An 18,824-nucleotide genomic window follows, 5' to 3' on the forward strand; every position below is an offset into this window, starting at 1 on the left:
AACGTGTAAATCCTAACCAACCCTTGAACTAAAGGTTTCTCTTAAAGATCATATAGATCATGTAGATCCGTGGCTAAGCCTTTGAACTAAGGCCTTGCTCTTAAAGATCATATAGATCAGTCAGAAGTTTTACTCTAGACACTTTAAAAAACTAAAGCAATACATTATAATAAAGTTAATTCTATTTTGGGAGGTAAATAAATGCAAAAGCCAGTAACATTTGACTACTTAAAAGCTAAAGATTTCATAAACTCACAGGAAATCCTGAACATGCAACCATTTGTGGAAGCTGCCCACGAAATGTTACATCAAAAAACAGGTGCAGGTAATGACTTTTTAGGATGGATCGATTTACCCGAAAACTACGATAAAGAAGAATTTGCAAGGATTAAATCAGCTGCAAAGAAAATACAAAAAAAAGCTGATGTTCTATTAGTTATTGGCATAGGTGGTTCTTATCTTGGAGCTAAAGCAGCCCTTGATATGCTAAACCACACTTTCTACAATGGCTTGCCAAAGGAAAAACGTAATGCTCCAGAGATTTACTTCGTAGGCCATAACATTAGCGGTACATACCTTAAAGACTTGTTAGAGGTTATAGAAGGAAAAGAAATTGCAGTAAATGTCATATCTAAATCAGGAACAACCACTGAACCTGCCATTGCCTTTAGAATCTTTAGGGAGTATTTGGAAAACAAGTATGGTATAGAAGAAGCAAAGGAAAGAATATTTGCAACAACTGATAGTAGTAAAGGTGCATTAAGAAGCCTAGCTGATGAGCAAGGATACGAGACTTTCGTAATTCCTGATGACGTTGGAGGTAGATTCTCTGTACTAACAGCAGTAGGACTTTTACCCATCGCAGCCAGTGGTGTGAACATAGATGAAATGATGGAAGGGGCTAAAAAGGCTAGACTAGACCTTATGGAGACTTCCCTTGACAAGAATCATTGTTACCAGTATGCTGTGGCAAGAAACGCCCTATATAGAAAAGGCAAAACAATTGAGATCATGGTTAACTACGAGCCAAGCCTTCAATACTTTTCTGAATGGTGGAAACAACTTTTTGGTGAAAGTGAAGGAAAAGATCAAAAAGGAATATTCCCAAGTAGTGTGAATTTCTCAACAGATTTACATTCAATGGGACAGTACATACAAGATGGTATTAGAAATATCTTTGAAACAGTGTTACATGTGAACTCAGTAAGAGAAGATGTTGCCATAAAAGAAGCAAGCTCTGACCTAGATGGACTAAATTATCTATCAGGGAAAACCATGGATTTTGTAAACAAAAAAGCTTTTGAAGGTACAATGCTAGCTCATACAGATGGTGGTGTCCCAAACCTGATAGTTAATATTCCAGAGCTGACACCATACTATTTCGGATATATGGCGTATTTCTTTGAGAAAGCTTGTGGTATCAGTGGTTATTTACTTGGGGTTAACCCATTTGACCAACCAGGTGTTGAGGACTATAAAAGGAACATGTTTGCCTTATTAGGGAAGCCAGGCTTTGAAGTACAAAAGGAAGAACTAGAAAAAAGATTAAAATAACAATCCCAAAACCCAAGCCTTTAGGCTTGGGTTTTGTTAAATGGTTGAAATATACTTTGCTCTGTTAATAGGACTAAGCCCTAAAAGTTTTTTATAATTAAAGAAGGAAAATTCTCACAAATGTAGAAGTATATATCATTATGTTTTTTATATGGGGGGATTTTATATGATGGGTTCAGCATTAGTATCAGCCAGGGAATTTATTACACAAGAGTATCCGAACTGTAGTTTGGCAATCTTAGCTGGAAGTGTTGTGAGAGGGGAAGGTACAGAAACTTCAGATCTGGATATAGTGATAATCACTGCTGAAGAGGAGATGCCATATAGAAAATCACTTATTTTTCAAAAATGGCCTATCGAGGTTTTTGTCTACAATCCAAGCAGCTATAAGATATACTGTGCCAAGGGAGTAGAGCAAGCTAGACCCTCCCTTATCAGTATGATAGTGGAGGGGATCCCTATAATTGATAAGGAGAAAAACTTTCACCTTCTAAAAAGAGAAGGGGAGGAAATCCTAAAACATGGGCCGCCGAGATTATCGGAAGAAGAAACAGAGAACTATCGCTACCTGATTACTGACTTAATTGAGGATTTTAAGGGCTCAAATGATGTACATGAAAGCATCTTTATAGTTAATAAACTATCTTTTTTACTAGCGGAGTTTATAATGAGAATTAACCGTCGTTGGATCGGAGACGGAAAGTGGACTTATAAGGTACTTAAGGAGTTTGATGATGATTTAGCATATAGTTTTACTGAAGCCTTCACTTCCTTTTATTCAAAAGGGAAAAAGGATAAACTCATAAAATTCACAGAAGATATACTAGACCCCATGGGAGGGTTACTTTTTGAAGGTTATAACAGAGAAACTTAAAAAAGCATTACCACTAAAAAAAGCATTACCACTTAAAAAGTGGTAATGCTTTTAACTTAAAGGGCAACGCCTTTATCAGTGCTATCCTCAAGGGCTAAAAGATATTTTTTAATATCTAAACCGCCTCCATAACCCACTAGTGAACCGTCTTTGCCTACAACTCTGTGACAGGGTATAATAATAGGTATAGGATTTTTATTGTTTGCTTGACCTACAGCTCGAACACTTTTGGGGTTGCCAATATTTTTGGCAACATCTCCATAACTTACAGTTTTGCCATAGGGTATTTCTTTCAGAGAATCCCACACGGCCTTTTGGAAAGTAGTTCCTGATGGATTTAAAGGGATATTAAACTCTTGCAATTTGCCTTCAAAGAACAGACTAAGCTGGCGTGATGTTTCTACTAATATGGGATGAAGCTGTTTTTCCTCAAATTCTTCTGACATCTGTTTTTCTCCAAAAGCAATGGATGTCAAAGAAATATCATCACAGATTAATGTGAGTTTTCCAATGGGGGTTTCAATTATCTTATAATACATAACCCGAACTCCTTTATATTTTTTTTGATGACTACTCTCATCAAATATCTCCCAGTTATTCAAAAAAACTTTATTCTCTAGGTATTTTATTTAAAATATGAAAATAATTAAGTATATAGACTAGTACTTTAGTTACTAAACCATGTAGATATTTTACCACGGGATTCCTTTTATCACAATGGAAATATAAAGGTATACTATATATAACTACTAAAGGAGTTGATAAAAATGAAATACTGGTTATTAAAAACTGAACCTGATGATTATAGTCTAGATGATTTAAAAGCCGAAGGTGTAGGAATGTGGGATGGGGTAAGGAATTTTAAAGCTGCTAAATATATGAAGGAAATGAATGAGGGTGACAAAGTATTCATTTACCATACTGGTAAGGAAAAGCAAATTGTGGGGATTGGTATAGTAGCTAAAGAAAGCTATCTCGATCCAACAGATGAAAAAGAAAAATTTGTAGCGGTGGATATTTCATACCTTAGTGAATTAAAAAGACCAGTTACCCTGAAGGAAATAAAAGCTGATCCAGATTTTAAAGAATGGGAACTAGTGAATATATCCAGGCTATCTGTTATGCCAGTGAAAAAAGAATATTGGGAAAAAATACTGACCCTATCTTAGAATTTAATTAAAATTTACAAATATCCTTTATTGAATGAAGGATATTTTTTTGTTTATAGAGAAGTATACACATAACAAAAAAGGGGGGAAATTAATGACTAGAATTATTGCCCACAGGGGAGCATCGGGGGGTGCCCCAGAAAATACCATGTCTGCCTTTAAGAAGGCTTTAGATATGGGCAGTCATGGAATAGAAACGGATGTTCAGATGACAAAAGATGGTGTATTGATACTCTGCCATGATGAGACCGTTGAGAGAACTACTAACGGAAAAGGATTTATTAAGGATTTTACTTATTCCGAACTAAGAAAACTAGATGCAGGCATCAAATTTTCTGAAGAATTTAAAGGGGAGAAGATTCCTACACTAGAAGAATTGTTGCAGTTACTTAGTGGTAAAGAAATAATATTAAATCTAGAATTAAAATCAGGGCCCATTTTTTATCCTGATATAGAAGCAAAGGTTTTAGAGCTACTTTACAAGTACAATTACACAGATAACAGTGTGATTTCTTCTTTTAACCACTACAGTTTAGTGGAGTTAAGAAAATTAGATGAAGATATACGTCTAGGTGTCCTTTATATGTCTGGCCTTTACCAACCATGGAAGTACGCTAAAGACTTAGGAGCCAATGCTATCCACCCATATCTATACAGTTTAGCTCCTGAGATAATTAAAGGTGCTAAACTAAACAACATGCCCATAACAGTTTTTACAGTTGATGATCCTAAAATGATCAGAAACTTCATAAAAGCAGGAGTGGAACAAATCATTACTAACTATCCAGATGTGGCTCTACAAATCTTAAGTGAGGAAAGGTAGGGACAAAAGTGAACTATAAAAAAACGTTTGTCTTAGGTTTAGGGTTTTTTGTAATTAGTCTAACATGGCCCCTTTATAACACCTTTGTTCCCATATTTCTAAACAAGTATATCACTAGTGCCACCTTGATTGGATTTATCATGACATTAGACAACATAGCGGCTATAACACTTCAACCCTATTTTGGAGCCAAAAGTGATAGCACAAGAACAAAGTATGGACGAAGGATGCCATATCTTCTAATAGGTATACCACTTTCCGCTGTTTTTTTCTCAATGATTCCTTTCCATTTAGTAATAGAGGAAATTAGTGACTTATCTTATACAATATTTAATTGGGAAGTAACATTAGGTTTTATTTTTCTAATTTTTATAGTAACGTGCTTTAACCTATCCATGAGTATTTACAGAGCCCCTACAGTGGCCTTGATGCCAGATATAACACCACTTAAAGAAAGAAGTAAAGCAAATGGTATCATAAACTTCATGGGAGGCTTCGGAGCAGTTTTTGCACTTTTTGCAGGGGGAAAAATGTTTGCAGTAAAGGCAGGATTACCCTTTACAGTTTCTGCAATACTGATGCTTTTTGTTATCTTTGTACTGTATAAAACTGTAAAAGAACCTGAAAAATTAAAGACCGATGAAAAAGAAGAAAAACAAAGTATTTCTAAAGCTTTAGTAGGTTTGTTCAAAAGGGAAAACCGAAGCGCCTTACTTATACTGCTGGCTATATTTTTCTGGTTTGTTGGCTACCAAGGTATAGAGGCTACCTTTAGCTTATATGGAGTAAATTTTCTAGGTCTAGCGGAACATCAACCAGCCTTACTACTTGCAGGTTTTTCAGCAGCTTTCCTTTTAATGGCTATACCCAGTGGGCTTATTGGCACAAAAATAGGAAAAAGAAATACTATTTTAATAGGGATAATAGGACTGATGTCAGTGTTCCTAATACTAAATTATGTCGAAACAATTTTGTTGTTAAGGATATTTTTGATAGTGGGAGGTATTTTCTGGGCTTTTGTTAATATAAACTCATATCCAATGGTAGTTGAGCTGACCACTGAAGAAAAAATTGGAACCTATACTGGTCTTTACTATTTCTTTTCTTCCTTAGCAGCCATAACAGGGCCCGTAATCTTTGGATTGATTATTGATATAGTTGGGTATAAACACTTGTTTTTTACAGCCTTTTCAGCATTTTTCCTAGCGTTTTTATGTATTTACCTAGTTAAAAACCCATCTTTGGGATCTACTTCAGATATTGGCTCAACTGATGAAGTTGCAACCATTTAGCTAACTTATGCATATTGTAAAATATACAAGTAAGTAATAAACGTTGGAAGAACTCTATCTTATATACACTAAAAAGGAGGTATAATATGCAAAACTTATTGTATGATGGAAGCGACTTAGGTAACACCTACTCCATTGATAGCACAAAATTTAGGGTTTGGGCACCTACAGCTTTTGATGTTAAGGTAAAACTATATGAATGGGAAATGGACACAAATGGAAAAGAGTACCATATGGAAAAGGATGTTCAGGGAACCTGGGCAGTAGAAATCAAAGGTGATTTGAAAAATAAGTACTACACTTATATGATAGACCATGGAGAAACTATCAACGAATCAGTTGACCCTTATGTTAGGGCAGTTTCTTTAAACAGTACTAAGGGTATGATAATAGATTTAGAAGATACTAACCCAGATGGTTGGGAAAGGCTAAAGAAGCCTGAATTTAAGAATTACACTGATGCAATATTATATGAGATGCATGTTAGGGATTTTTCAATATATCCTCAGTCAGGCATGAAGCATAAAGGGAAATATTTAGCTTTTACTGAAAAGGGAACTAAAGGGCCAGGGGATGTTAAAACAGGATTAGATCATTTGATTGAGCTTGGGATTACACATGTACACTTACTCCCAACATACGACTTCGCCAGTGTAGATGATAACCGAGATGACCAATTCAATTGGGGTTACGATCCAAGACTGTATAATGTTCCCCAAGGCACTTACTCAACAGATGCAGGCAATGGATACACAAGAATCAAAGAATATAAAGAGATGGTAAAAGCATTAAATGAATCAGGCATAAGGGTTGTGGTTGATGTGGTATATAACCATACTTTTACTGTAGGTGATTCCCCTTTTGATCTTATTGTACCAAAATACTATTATCGAACAGATGAACAGGGCAACTATTACAATGGTTCAGGCTGTGGTAATGAAGTTGCATCAGAAATGCCCATGGTAAGAAAGTTTATTGTGGATTCTGTTAAATATTGGGCTACTGAATACAAAGTGGATGGCTTCCGTTTTGACTTGATGGCACTTCATGATGTGGAGACAATGAGACAAGTAAAAGAGGCATTATACGAGATTGACCCTGCTATAATAATATATGGCGAGCCTTGGCAAGCTGGTGGCTCACCCCTTTCTCAGGAGCAACAATTTACAAAGGGAAAGCAAAGGGGATTAGGTATAGCAGTATTTAACGATAACATAAGAAATGCAATAAAAGGAGATACCAACGGAGAAATAAAAGGGTATGTAACTGGACTAACAACTGAAAAAGAAGAAATAATCAAAGGAGTTATGGGATCAATTGATGATTTTGCCCAAAATCCTAATGAGTCTGTAGCTTATGTGTCCGCCCATGATGATTTGGCACTGTGGGATAAAATAGAAAAAAGCAATCCAAATGAGAGTGAACAAGATAAAATACGTATGAACCTCTTATCTAATAGCATTGTACTAACTTCCCAAGGGATACCCTTTTTACACGGCGGAGTAGAGTTTATGCGTACAAAATACGGAGTGCACAACAGTTATCAATCTCCTGACAATATAAATCAAATAGAATGGTCCCGTAAAGTGACTTATTATAATGAATTCTTGTTTATAGCGGGGCTTATAAAACTAAGAAAAGCACACCCAGCATTTAGAATGCCAACTGGTGAGCTAGTTCGTAAGCACATGGAAATCTTAGAGTCCCCAGCTGACACAATAATGTTCCAGATAAAAAATCATGCCAATGGAGACTCATGGAAGGATGTAGTGGTTATATATAATCCCAATAAAAATGACGTTATGGTACAACTGCCAAAAGATGAGTGGAACATTGTTGTAAATGACAGTAAAGCGGGTATTGAGATATTAGATAGGGTAACTGGATCTGTAATGGTTCCCAAAGTTAGTATGATGGTTATGTATAAAAATTAGTTTAAAATTAATTTTCAGAAATACGAAACCTTTTTTCTTTTAATTCGTCTATATAGGTGAAGGGAATTTAAGACTTGTGGTGATAAGTCAAATTAAGTGCAGTGAGAATTCCAACTTATTTGCCTAGAAATATCTAAAAAAGGCAGCATTCAATTAAGCCTAATGATATTTAGGCGTTTCCGAAAAGGATTACGCATCGAATATTATTCGATACTTATGCACTCCTTTCCGGTGCATAGAATTGGTGATTGCGTAGCAGCGCATCCACCATGCGCACAAATTTTCTTGCGGTAAGAACGAGAGCTCTTTTATGTTGATGTTTGGGGACTTCCTTATATTTTCTAGAATAGTATTTATTATAGACAGGTTCATATCGCGCAACTGAATTGGCAGCTTCAATTAAGTAGTAGCGAAGGTAGTGGTTTCCTGTCTTAGATATAGTAGTTCTCTCAGACTCAAAATTACCAGATTGTTTTCGCTTCCAGTAAAGGCCAGCATACTTTGCAAGCTTTGCCTCATTTTCAAAGCGTTCAATTTGGCCTATCTCTGCAATTATACCTGCAGCATAAACAGGGCCAACACCTGGTATGCTTAGCAGAGATTTAGATTCGGGTACTATTTCAAATAACTTTTCAATTGCCTTACTGATCTCTTTAATTTGATTATTAACAGCTTTAATCATCATGGCGTAAGATGCTAAAACAATATCTACTGAATCCTGCATGACCTTTCCGAGGCGATAAGAATCTCTAATAGCTTTACTAATAGATTTTGCAAGTTTTTCTGGATCACTAAAGCGACCTCGACCCTTTTCTTGCAGAAGAGTCACTAGATCCTCTAAAGGCATATCAGCGATTTCGTCAAGGGTAATAGAATCAGTTAGCAAATGCATCATAGTGGCACCAAATACAGATGTATCCACCTCTTGAGTAAGGGTGTTACATTTGTAATAAAGATTTTCTAAAAAATGTTGTTTCATCTCAGTTAACTGACAGATGAGCTGATAACGCGACCTAGTTAACCTTTGTAGGGCCACATACTTCTCCTCTTTAATCAAAGAAGTATTGAAGCGGTCAAAGCGGAGAAAGTCTGCGATACGATATGCATCGATCTCATCAGTTTTATCTTCGTCAAAAATCCCTTTAAATCTAGAGATAGTCTTAGGATTAATTACAGCGACCTCAATGCCTAAAGACTTTAACTCAGGATCTTCAGCTAAGAAAGTCGCTGGATGAAAACTATAGACAGAAGTCGATTCCATCCCTACTATGATTCGGTCGTACCTTATGAGCTCATTAAACTGAAAAATATGCTCTTTAATCTTTCTAGCTCCAACTAGACTATTGGGGAGCGATACTTTAAGTAAAATATGATCTTCACTATTAAGAAAACAAGTATCAAGTTTTTCAGAACTAACATCAATACCAACAAACAAATTCATGGATAGGACCTCCTTTCTTATTGAATTTGGAACGGCTTGGATACTGAACCCTATCCCTAGTTACCAACAGTCTGGCAACAACCTCGCGTATGAGTATTCTATACTTGCCATCCATAAGCTGCCCGAAGCTGCTAACATTCGGTATGTAGGGCAAGAGATACAGCTTGTGAGTTTGCAGTACAACTGTTGGCTGGGAGACAGTCTTAAAATGCAGTCTTGCTGCAGGGGGAGTAAGCCTTAATCCAGATAGATCCTTTTTCCATATACTAACTATTATCTAGGGAATAGGGCTCAATATCCAAGATAAAGTGATTTAATTAAGAATTACAGCTCTAATCCACCGCATTTATTCCATGGTCCTGTTGACATGGGGCCCCTGCACCCTCTGGACTCCCTTTTTTGGGCGGAAGTTGATATATACATATGTATGGCTTCCGCCACCAAGATTTTACCAGAGGGTGCTACCCCATATAAACAGGCTTTCACGGCATAAACGCTAGTTTAGATTTTAAGAAAAGTTATACTTTATTATTAAATTTGTTATATAAAACTTATTATACGAGGGGGGGTATAGATGAAAAAAAGATACGTTGCAATAGTGGGTATTACTTTCTTGTCTATATTATTACTAGTTGGGTGTAACTTCGGGGGCAATACTTTTTTTACAATTGAGTTTACCAATAGTTCTGATATGACGATGGTGTTAAACGGAACAGTAGTGGGTAACGAGGGTTTTAGCACTAGACAAGGGGTTAACAGGGTGGTTGTCATTAAGGATGACGAGCCTGTTTGGATTGGACAGTGGGAATTAGAGGAAGGAACTATTGAAGAGTTTATCACAGCTATTTCCAACGATGGGAGCTGGAAAGTTACACAAACAAAGCAAGGTATAGTAGGTATTGAGCTAATAGATCAAGTAGGATCAGATACTTAAAATAAAATCCCAGCGTCGATATGCGTATCGATGCTGGGATTTCACCTTTACTATAACACTTTATGCTGCTACTGTTTTTTCCTTAATCCTCACATATTTCCATTTTCCCATTTTAAATAGAGAGTAGTTTAACATTCCTGAAGCAAATGTAGAAGCACTTATTGCTAGCCACACTCCAGTGGATTGTAGGTTGAACACAAAGGCAAGTATATATGCCAGTGACACCCTAATTCCAACCCAACAAACTAAAGTTATATAAAAAGGATATTTTGTGTAACCTGCACCCTGCATGGTACGGGATAATATAATGGTCATAGCATGAAATGGCTCAGACAAAGCGATTATATACAAAAAGTTTTTGCCTATTCTAACCACTTCAGGATTAGGTGTATCTAAGAAAAAGTTAATTAAAGGTTCGGCGAAAAAAACAAATATTGAAGCGAAGAAAATCATTAAGCCAGCTCCTAAAATAGTACAGGCTTTTCCACTGGCTTCGGCTCTATCTAGCTTCTTTGCGCCTATATTCATCCCAGAAAGGGTGGCAGCGGCTGTACCAATGGCAAGGCCTGGCATAAGGGCATACTGACTTAGATTTGTACCAATACTAAATGCTGTTATTGCCAAACTTTGGGCTGCAGTTCTTGCTAGTATTGCGAATATCAAAAAGGTGCTGGCATTTCTAGAAAGACCTTGAAATGCAGCAGGAAGACCTATGTTTATAATCTGTTTCGAATTTTCCCATATAGGCTTTATCATATGTTCTAACTTTACATGGAGGATAAATCGGCCACTTAAAAGAGCACTCCAACCTAATGTAGCACCAACTAGTCTTGAGATAGCAGTACCAATAGCGGCTCCCATAACACCCATCTCTGGGAATATCCAAATACCAAAAATAAAGAAGTAATTAAATATTACATTTGTGATGTTCATAATAATATCTATTACTAGAGGTGTCTTTGTATCTCCTGCACCTTGAAAAATTGCTCTAGCTATAAAATTTAATAGGAAAAAAGGTATAGATAGAAAAAAAACAGTCATATACTGAACAGATAAAGTTAAAACAGCATCACTAACTCCTAATATTTGCAGACTGAAGCGGTTTGTAAGTAATCCAAAAGGAACCATAAATGCAGCAGCCAAAAGACACAAAAAGAAAGACTGACCGGCACTTAAAGAGGCACTTTCCCTATCCCCTTTTCCAATATTACGAGCAACCATAGCTGTGGTTCCTGTAGAGATACCCATTACTAAGACCATCATCAACATTACTATGTTTCTACCTGAACCTACTGCTGCGATGGCGTCTTCTCCCAATGAGCCAACCATCTTTAAATCTATTGTACCTATTGAGACCTGTAACAACGACTGTATTACGATAGGCCATGCTAGATAAAACACATTTTGATATAAGTTATCATTATTAAGCAAAAAATCTCTTTTTTTGCTATGAGCTAAGCTCCCCATAAACTGTCTCCTCCTTTTCTATATTAATTATAACATTTCGAAGAACTTATATCTAGAGTATCGAAGTAAAAAACGAAATTTAATTGTAATAAACTATTAATTCCTTTGAACATATTCCTTTAGATATATCCATATACAAAGAGAAAGAGAAAAATTAAAAAAAGATCACAAAATCTTTAACCCTTTAAAGGAAAATTTCGAAATATATAGAATATAAATATAATGGTCTAATTATAAATCTTAGGAGGGATTTTATGTTCGTTAGAAGTAGAATGACAGAAGATATTGTAACTGTAAAACCAGATAGTTCTTTGTACGACGCACTAGTTTTATTTGAAAACCATCACTATGAAGGTTTACCTGTAGTGGAAGGGACTAAACTTGTTGGTGTAATTACGGAAAAAATCATCATGAGGGAATTCGTAGCTTTTTGCGCTAAACAAAATATTGCAGCTGGGACGGATGTGGAGTTACCCATACCCTTTTCGGAAAGTAAACTTGACTTAGATGTAAACAAAAGAAGGATCGCACAGTTTTTGCATTACAGAAAAGTATCAGAACTAATGGCAACACAAATGGTTACAGTTGATAAAGAAGATCCAATTGAGCTAGCAGCAGATTTAATGCTACAAAGGGATGTAAATGTTTTGCCAGTTGTAAATGAATTTGGAGATCTAAAAGGTATAATTGGAAGAACTGATATCTTAAAGGTTTTTGATGAGGTATTTGGTATTAAAGAAGAGGGAGAGAGAATAACTATCGCAATAGACGATGCAGTAGGGAAACTCGCACAAATATCCACAGTGTTAAGGAATGTAAAGGTAAACATCATATCCATTGTTACAACTCAACCAAGATACCGTGATGTATGCTTAGTAATTTTAAGGGTAGACCAAGGAGAAAAAGCAAGGGAAGCCCTAAGAAAAGCAGGATTCAAAATATTGTTCCACTAAAAAAAGTGCCCAAGGCACTTTTTTTAGTGACAATTTGACATACACCATACTCTCTTGATATTGTTAAAATAAAAAAGGTTGGATAAATAATGGAAATAACCCGTGGTAGTAGGATGCTATTAACTAAAGTTGCTAAGGACATTAAAAGTCCTGTGCTGGATTACGGTAGTAAAAATGGTGAGATAGCTGTTCAGATGGATTGCTTTTTTGCAGATCACAACATAGCTAATAAAACGGATATAGACCCAGTTAAATGTTTTTATGTCAGTGAAATAAATGAAGTAACTACCTCCTTTAACACAGCCATATTTACAGCCCAGTATTCTTTGGAGTTTAACAACATGTTAATTGAGGAAATCATGGAAGTACTTCCTCTAAAAGGGGAGCTGTTAATAATTATATCTAAAAACTATACCTTAAATAGTATAGAAATATTGCCGTGGAAATGGAAAGTTGTTGCAGAGGATAATGATTTTACGATTATCAGTATTGTAAAATCAAAGCATTTTACAGTAAATAGAGATAAGTATTTAGAAGATTTTACTGTAAAAACTAACAACATCCCTGTGGATTTAATAACAGATCCATCAATCTTCTCAAATAGAGAACTTGACAGGGGAACTAAGGCTCTCCTAGAAAAAGTAGAGCTAAAGGAAGGTCCCCTTTTGGATATAGGGTGTGGCTCAGGTGTAATAGGTATTGTTGCTAGCAAGTTAATAAAAGGGAAGATAACCATGCTAGATGTAAACCTTAGGGCGCTAAAATGGGCTGAACATAACGCACAAAAAAATAACACATCCGATTATGAAACAATCCCGAACCAAGGATTTAAAGAATTAGGTAGAAAAAACTTCTATCAAACTATACTCTCTAATCCTCCGTACCATTCAGATTACAGTGTAGCAAAAGAGTTTATCGAAGAAGGCTACAAAATGCTAAAAATGGGTGGAACCATGTGGTTTGTAGTAAAAAAACCAAATTGGTACCTAAAGAAATTTGCTTCTGTTTTTGGAGGAGTTAAGCTAATAGAACATGATGGCTATTCAATAGTTTACGGAGAGAAAAGACCCATTGTAAAAAAAGAGAAGGAAAAAAAGACAACAAAAAAGCACCAAAAGCGGATGGAATCAACTAAGAAAAGAAGAATATAGAATTTTGTTGAGGATGGTCTTGTACCATAATATTCACCAATTGAGGAGCAGGAAGGCCCAGTGTCTTCACGTATATCTAATACGTGAAGACACTGGGCCTTAACAACACAAAAAAGCTGGAGGTTTTGAGCTAAGGATCTAACTTAGTTCTTTTTCTATCTCCTCTTCTATATACTTTTGCTTCTCATCAACTTTTTTATAGTCCATGGCAGCCACATAGTATTTTTCTATCTCTAAATGTAAGCTTCTTGCTTCTTGAATGTGGGGAATTCCCATTTTAAATAAGTCTTCATATTTTTTGTTTAAGGAATCAATTTCTTTTTTACGACGTTTATCTATATCTATTGGCAAGCAAAGGGCATACATGTCAACTAAAATATCTGTTGGCCTTACTGGGTTAAAAACATGGGGAGCAGTTCCATCGAGGATTACCACATCTAAGGTAGGGATAATCACCATATCTACACTATTTGGGTCAAATGCACAGTGATATATTTCTGTATCAAAACCAGCAGATATTGCTGCTTCTGCAATTTTCTTCATCATTGTTGATTTGCCAGTTCCTGCCCTGCCTTTAACAAAGAATCTAGTTCTTATACCATCTGTTAGTTCTTCATAGAAATTAACGGAACCATTTGGGGTTATAGCTCCAAAGAACATATCAGTACGCTTCGCTGTCTTGTTTTCTTCCCGATTACCAACAATTATTTTAATAAGATTTTGTGTAACATCATCTGCAGCACCAAAATCCATTTCACTTAGATAAATCTGCTCCAAATCATCATGAACTAATTTGGACTGGTGAAAAAGACTATAGGCTCTTTTGTAGTGTATTGCTATTTGTGATCTCATTTCAATAATTTCTTTTCTGTAGGGTAAAAGCTTTTCTCTATCCCAGCACTCACCTAAATTGATTATTTCATCTACTATTCCAGGATATTTAGGATCTATTACATGGGGTGCAGTTCCATCTACTATTGCAACCCTATTGTCTATGATTATACCATCTAATGAATTATTATCCGAAGAGCAATGAAGGTAAGTTATATCATAACCCTCCTTTAGATATTTTTCGCCTAGCTTTCGTGACATAGATGATTTACCTGTACCTGGGCCACCTTTAAGAATAAAAACTCTATCTAAACCAGATAACACATTTTCATAAAAGGAATAAAAGCCTTGAGAGGTATTTCCACCGGGATAAATGTTTTTTATTTTGCCTGTCATATAGGTCACCTTCTTTTTATATGTTAAAATAATAATAAGCATCTTACAAAACCATTATATGTGCCCATACAGACAGTGTGACAGTTAAAGGAAATTCACCATAATCAAAAGCTAAGAAAAACCGCCTAATTGTCCAACTAAGGAGTTGAAATTCATGAAACCACAGTATAGCTTTATAGCAAACGAAAACTCCGCCATAAAAGATGAACTACAAAAAAAATACAACATATCTCGCAGGGAATATCGTAGAATTAAAGCCCATGGTCAAGTATATATAAATACTCAATTGCAAAAAGCAACATATCCCTTGACTAAAGGGGATAAAGTTGAAATATACATAGTAGAAGAACCAAATATGGAGCCTCAGGACATACCTTTAGACATAATTTATGAAGATGAGTACCTAATTGTTATAAACAAGCCAGGTAACATATTAGTACATCCAGTACATGAAGAAAGAACACATACCATAGCCAATGGCCTACTATATTATCGAAACACTAAAAACGAGAACTGGGGCATTCATCCTATACATCGCTTAGATAGGGAAACATCTGGATTGGTACTTTTTGCAAAGACATCCTATATACATAAAATGATGGGAGAATCCCTTGAAAAAAAGAATATAAACCGAGAGTACCTGGCTGTGGCAGAAGGAAACTTTTTCAAAAAACAGGGGGAAATAAACTTGCCTATTTTGGATATACCTGTGGCAAAAAGAGTGGATCCTGAAGGTAAAGAGGCAATAACACTATACAAAGTGGTAAAAGAATACAAAAAATATAGCCTAGTTAAGCTAAAACTGTTGACAGGAAGGACTCATCAGATTAGAATTCATTTAAAGGCAGTGGGGAACCCACTTGTGGGGGATACCCTTTACAACAGGGCAAGTAAATTGATTTCAAGGCAGGCTCTCCATGCATTTCGCCTTAGCTTTGATCATCCCATTACAAAGGAAAAGATGACATATACAAGTAAGGTTTCTAAAGATTTTTATAATCTTTTAAGAGTTTTATAAACTTAGTTTCAAGACGGGGGAGGAGAAATTTATGAAAAAAACGCTTATTGTTTTAGCAGTTAGTGTAGTGCTGCTTTTTGTGGTTTTTTCAATATTGACCAGCTATTACACTGACTACTTATGGTACCAAAGTATGGAAGCTACGGAGGTATTTCTAAAACCCTTTTTAGCTGAACTACTGATAAAAGGCGTGTTGTTGATTGCAGGCTTTACATTTATCGTTGTAAATATTTTGCCTATGATTTCAATACTTGAAATACCTGCCATTAGGATAGTACAAAATGGTGAGGAGCAAAGTCAGCAAAGCTTTAAATTCAGTAAAAAACATGGAATTATCCTATCATTGGTATTAGGTCTTATATGGGTAGGAGCCCTTCCAAGTATATGGGATAAAGTATACCTATGGCTAAATTCAAGTACCACGGGAGTTGTAGATCCTATTTTCGGGTGGGATGAATCTTTTTACCTTTTCACATACCCATTATTAAGCACCATCAGTGGGTCATTTATAACACTGCTAATACTCACTGCATTGCCCTTGGCAGCAGGGTATTTCATGCTTATGAACTCAAACTTATACCATAAAAAAGCTCAGGCCATGAAATATGCAAAGACTCAAGGAGCGATTTTTCTAGCACTATTTTTTGTATGGTTTGCCTTAACTCGCTATCTAGGGATGGCATCCCTATTGTTAAGTGAGGGAAGTAGATTCTACGGAGCAGGATACACAGATGTTCATGCAAGGCTACCACTTATACGAATCCAACAAGTAATAGCCCTAATTTTAGCCATAGTTTCTTTAGTTAATATTAGGTATAAGCAACTTAAGTTAACAGCAGGTACAGCCATATTGCTAGTGCTGGTTATGGTTGGATCAGGAATCTACTCTGCAGTTATTCAAAACTTTGTGGTAAACCCCAATGAATCCCAAAGGGAATCCCAATATATGACCAATCATATTGAGGCAACTAGAAGGGCATACGGTTTAGAGAATATAAAGCAAAAGGAATACCCTATCAGTAATGAAGGGATAACAGTTGATAAGTTACAACAGAACCAACAAACAATAAATAACATACGACTTTTAGACTACAGACCTTTAAGGCAACATTATCAGCAAAACCAATCATTAGGATTGTTCTACGAATTCGTAGATGTGGATATAGATAGATACATGATAGATGGAGAGTACCGTCAGGTCATGTTAGCCCTAAGGGAGCTTAACATTAAATCCTTAGCCGATGAGGCACAGACAGCAGTTAACCATCATTTCCGTTACACCAATGGATATGGTGTGGTTATGTCACCTGTAAACCAGATTACCTCTAATGGTCACCCCACATACTTTATGAGGGATATGCCTGTTAATAGCAGTGTGGATATAACCTTAGAAAGACCAGAAATTTACTTTGGTGAGCTTACAAACCAGTTTGTAGTAGTGAACAGCAACTATGACGGAGTAGAGCCCTATCATGGTGAAGACGGTGTGGAGCTAAACCTTTTAAGAAGGCTGCTTTATGCCAATAAATTTAACAGTTCAATTCTACTACTGTCTGGAGAAATAACACCAGATAGCAGGATTATGTACCATAGAAACATAGTTGATAGAATACAAAAGATCGCTCCATTTATCGAGCTGGATAATGACCCTTATCCAGTTGTGGCAAACGGAAGGATATACTGGATAGTAGACGGTTATACAACTGCCTCAACCTATCCTTACTCTAGACCAACTAGAAACTATAACTATATAAGAAACTCTGTAAAGTTTGTTGTAGATGCATATGATGGTACAGTGGATATATATCAGTTTGATGATAATGATCCCATAATTGAAGCATGGAAAGGCGTATTTCCTGACCTTATAAAAGATCGGAATCAATTTCCTGAATATCTAAAGGCTCATATAAGGTATCCAGTGGACTACTTCAATGTGCAAAGTGAGATTTTGAGGACTTACCATACAACTAATCCTGCGGAATTCTACAACAGAAATGATGTGTGGGAAATTGCTGTGGAAAGATACAATAGCAGTGAAGTTCAAGTTGAGCCATACTACGTAACAATGCAACTACCAGAAGGTGAAGAACAAGAATTTATTCTAAAGCTTCCATACACACCAATGAACAGAAATAACATGGTGGCATGGTTAACGGCTAGAAATGACGGAGAGAACTACGGTGAGCTAGTACTTTACCAATTCCCAAGGGGTCAGGCAGTTGCAGGACCTAGCCAGGTAGAAGCATACATTGACCAAGACTCTCAAATCTCAGGTCAGCTTACATTGTGGGGCCAAGGAGGTTCAACGGTAATCAGAGGTAACCTACTAACAATACCAATCAACGGCTCAATGCTTTACGTGGAACCCCTTTATATATCATCTGAAAATAGAAGTGTACCTGAACTAAGGCAGGTAATAGTTTATTATAACGATGTGCTAGTAATGGAGCCAACATTAGAAGCAGCACTTACACGAATCTTCGGTGAAGGAAGTATAGAAGCACCAGAGCTACCTGAACCTATAGATCCAGTAGACCCAACGGACCCAACAGACCCAACGGATCCTATAGATCCAACAGACCCAGGAACAATAGAAGATCCTAACCTTAGAAAATTAGTAGAAGATATAAATACTGCCTTCGAAAACATGGAAAGAGCACAAAGGGAAGGAAGATGGGCAGACTACGGAAGATATTTAGAAGAAGTAAAAGATTTAATCAGTAGATTAGATGGAAATACAAATTAACCAAAAAAGCCGACCAAGAAAAGAAATTGGTCGGCTTTTTTGAACATAGACCTTATTTCTGCCCCACTTACGCAATCTAAAGGACTATAATAAGGTAAAACAAAAGAATCTATGTGACTAGTATTTTGAAGTTTTTGCCAGTTATATTTACACTAAAAGGATGTCTTATTTTATAGATGTTCGTACACCCAAGTAGTTACAAATTGATTTTACCTAGCCTATTTTATTACAATATTATTAA

The 18,824-nt window shown here is 36.1% G+C and carries 15 protein-coding genes; 11 read left to right on the plus strand and 4 right to left on the minus strand.

The genetic code is table 11. The features are described from left to right. Positions 1-201 precede the first annotated feature (201 nt). Together HYG86_RS12815 and HYG86_RS12820 are read left to right on the plus strand one after the other, a co-directional pair. Positions 202-1,554 (plus strand): glucose-6-phosphate isomerase, encoded by a 1,353-nt coding sequence (locus tag HYG86_RS12815; protein WP_213165977.1) that lies wholly within the window; start codon positions 202-204, stop codon positions 1,552-1,554. 166 nt (positions 1,555-1,720) lie between these two features. Continuing rightward, positions 1,721-2,428 carry a nucleotidyltransferase domain-containing protein gene (locus HYG86_RS12820; protein ID WP_213165979.1) on the plus strand — a complete coding sequence of 236 codons (708 nt, stop codon included), beginning with the start codon at positions 1,721-1,723 and terminating at the stop codon, positions 2,426-2,428. Between the two features lie 56 nt (positions 2,429-2,484). Here the strand turns inward: HYG86_RS12820 and HYG86_RS12825 are convergent, their stop codons facing one another. Then, the gene (locus tag HYG86_RS12825) at positions 2,485-2,967 is read right to left on the minus strand and encodes a methylated-DNA--[protein]-cysteine S-methyltransferase (protein WP_213165981.1); all 483 of its coding nucleotides are present in this window, start codon (positions 2,965-2,967) and stop codon (positions 2,485-2,487) included. 228 nt (positions 2,968-3,195) lie between these two features. Between HYG86_RS12825 and HYG86_RS12830 the strand changes: the two genes are divergently transcribed. The 4 genes from HYG86_RS12830 to pulA all read left to right on the plus strand — a co-directional run bounded on the left by HYG86_RS12830 (position 3,196) and on the right by pulA (position 7,646). Beyond that, positions 3,196-3,597, plus strand: a complete 402-nt coding sequence (locus HYG86_RS12830; protein WP_213165983.1) for an EVE domain-containing protein — start codon at positions 3,196-3,198, stop codon at positions 3,595-3,597. Positions 3,598-3,691: 94 nt separating this feature from the next. Beyond that, on the plus strand, positions 3,692-4,420 hold the full coding sequence (locus tag HYG86_RS12835) for a glycerophosphodiester phosphodiesterase (protein ID WP_213165985.1): 729 nt from the start codon (positions 3,692-3,694) through the stop codon (positions 4,418-4,420). Positions 4,421-4,428: 8 nt separating this feature from the next. After that, positions 4,429-5,712: an MFS transporter gene (locus HYG86_RS12840; protein ID WP_213165987.1), complete on the plus strand. Its 1,284-nt coding sequence runs from the start codon at positions 4,429-4,431 to the stop codon at positions 5,710-5,712. Positions 5,713-5,798: 86 nt separating this feature from the next. Next, on the plus strand, positions 5,799-7,646 hold the full coding sequence (gene pulA / locus HYG86_RS12845) for a type I pullulanase (RefSeq protein ID WP_213165989.1): 1,848 nt from the start codon (positions 5,799-5,801) through the stop codon (positions 7,644-7,646). Between the two features lie 214 nt (positions 7,647-7,860). Here pulA and HYG86_RS12850 read toward each other — a convergent pair whose 3' ends face one another. Further along, complete coding sequence (locus tag HYG86_RS12850) at positions 7,861-9,087, minus strand: IS110 family RNA-guided transposase (protein ID WP_213165991.1); 1,227 nt, start codon at positions 9,085-9,087, stop codon at positions 7,861-7,863. Between the two features lie 574 nt (positions 9,088-9,661). Here HYG86_RS12850 and HYG86_RS12855 point away from each other — a divergent pair. Further along, entirely contained in the window at positions 9,662-10,021 is a 360-nt protein-coding gene (locus tag HYG86_RS12855; RefSeq protein ID WP_213165993.1) for a hypothetical protein, read from the plus strand. A 60-nt stretch (positions 10,022-10,081) separates the two neighbouring features. Here the strand turns inward: HYG86_RS12855 and HYG86_RS12860 are convergent, their stop codons facing one another. After that, a complete protein-coding gene (locus HYG86_RS12860; protein ID WP_213165995.1) occupies positions 10,082-11,488 on the minus strand; it encodes an MATE family efflux transporter in 1,407 nt (468 codons plus the stop codon). A gap of 254 nt (positions 11,489-11,742) precedes the next feature. Between HYG86_RS12860 and HYG86_RS12865 the strand changes: the two genes are divergently transcribed. Together HYG86_RS12865 and HYG86_RS12870 are read left to right on the plus strand one after the other, a co-directional pair. Continuing rightward, positions 11,743-12,441 (plus strand): CBS domain-containing protein, encoded by a 699-nt coding sequence (locus tag HYG86_RS12865; protein WP_213165997.1) that lies wholly within the window; start codon positions 11,743-11,745, stop codon positions 12,439-12,441. 89 nt (positions 12,442-12,530) lie between these two features. Next, on the plus strand, positions 12,531-13,592 hold the full coding sequence (locus HYG86_RS12870; RefSeq protein ID WP_213165999.1) for a class I SAM-dependent methyltransferase: 1,062 nt from the start codon (positions 12,531-12,533) through the stop codon (positions 13,590-13,592). Between the two features lie 138 nt (positions 13,593-13,730). Here HYG86_RS12870 and HYG86_RS12875 read toward each other — a convergent pair whose 3' ends face one another. Continuing rightward, complete coding sequence (locus tag HYG86_RS12875) at positions 13,731-14,819, minus strand: PRK06851 family protein (protein ID WP_213166000.1); 1,089 nt, start codon at positions 14,817-14,819, stop codon at positions 13,731-13,733. Positions 14,820-14,973: 154 nt separating this feature from the next. Between HYG86_RS12875 and HYG86_RS12880 the strand changes: the two genes are divergently transcribed. Next, a complete protein-coding gene (locus HYG86_RS12880) occupies positions 14,974-15,837 on the plus strand; it encodes an RluA family pseudouridine synthase (protein ID WP_213166001.1) in 864 nt (287 codons plus the stop codon). A gap of 31 nt (positions 15,838-15,868) precedes the next feature. Further along, complete coding sequence (locus HYG86_RS12885) at positions 15,869-18,583, plus strand: UPF0182 family membrane protein (RefSeq protein ID WP_213166002.1); 2,715 nt, start codon at positions 15,869-15,871, stop codon at positions 18,581-18,583. Positions 18,584-18,824: the final 241 nt, after the last annotated feature.

The sequence above is a fragment of the Alkalicella caledoniensis genome (assembly GCF_014467015.1).
Lineage (GTDB): Bacteria > Bacillota > Proteinivoracia > Proteinivoracales > Proteinivoracaceae > Alkalicella > Alkalicella caledoniensis.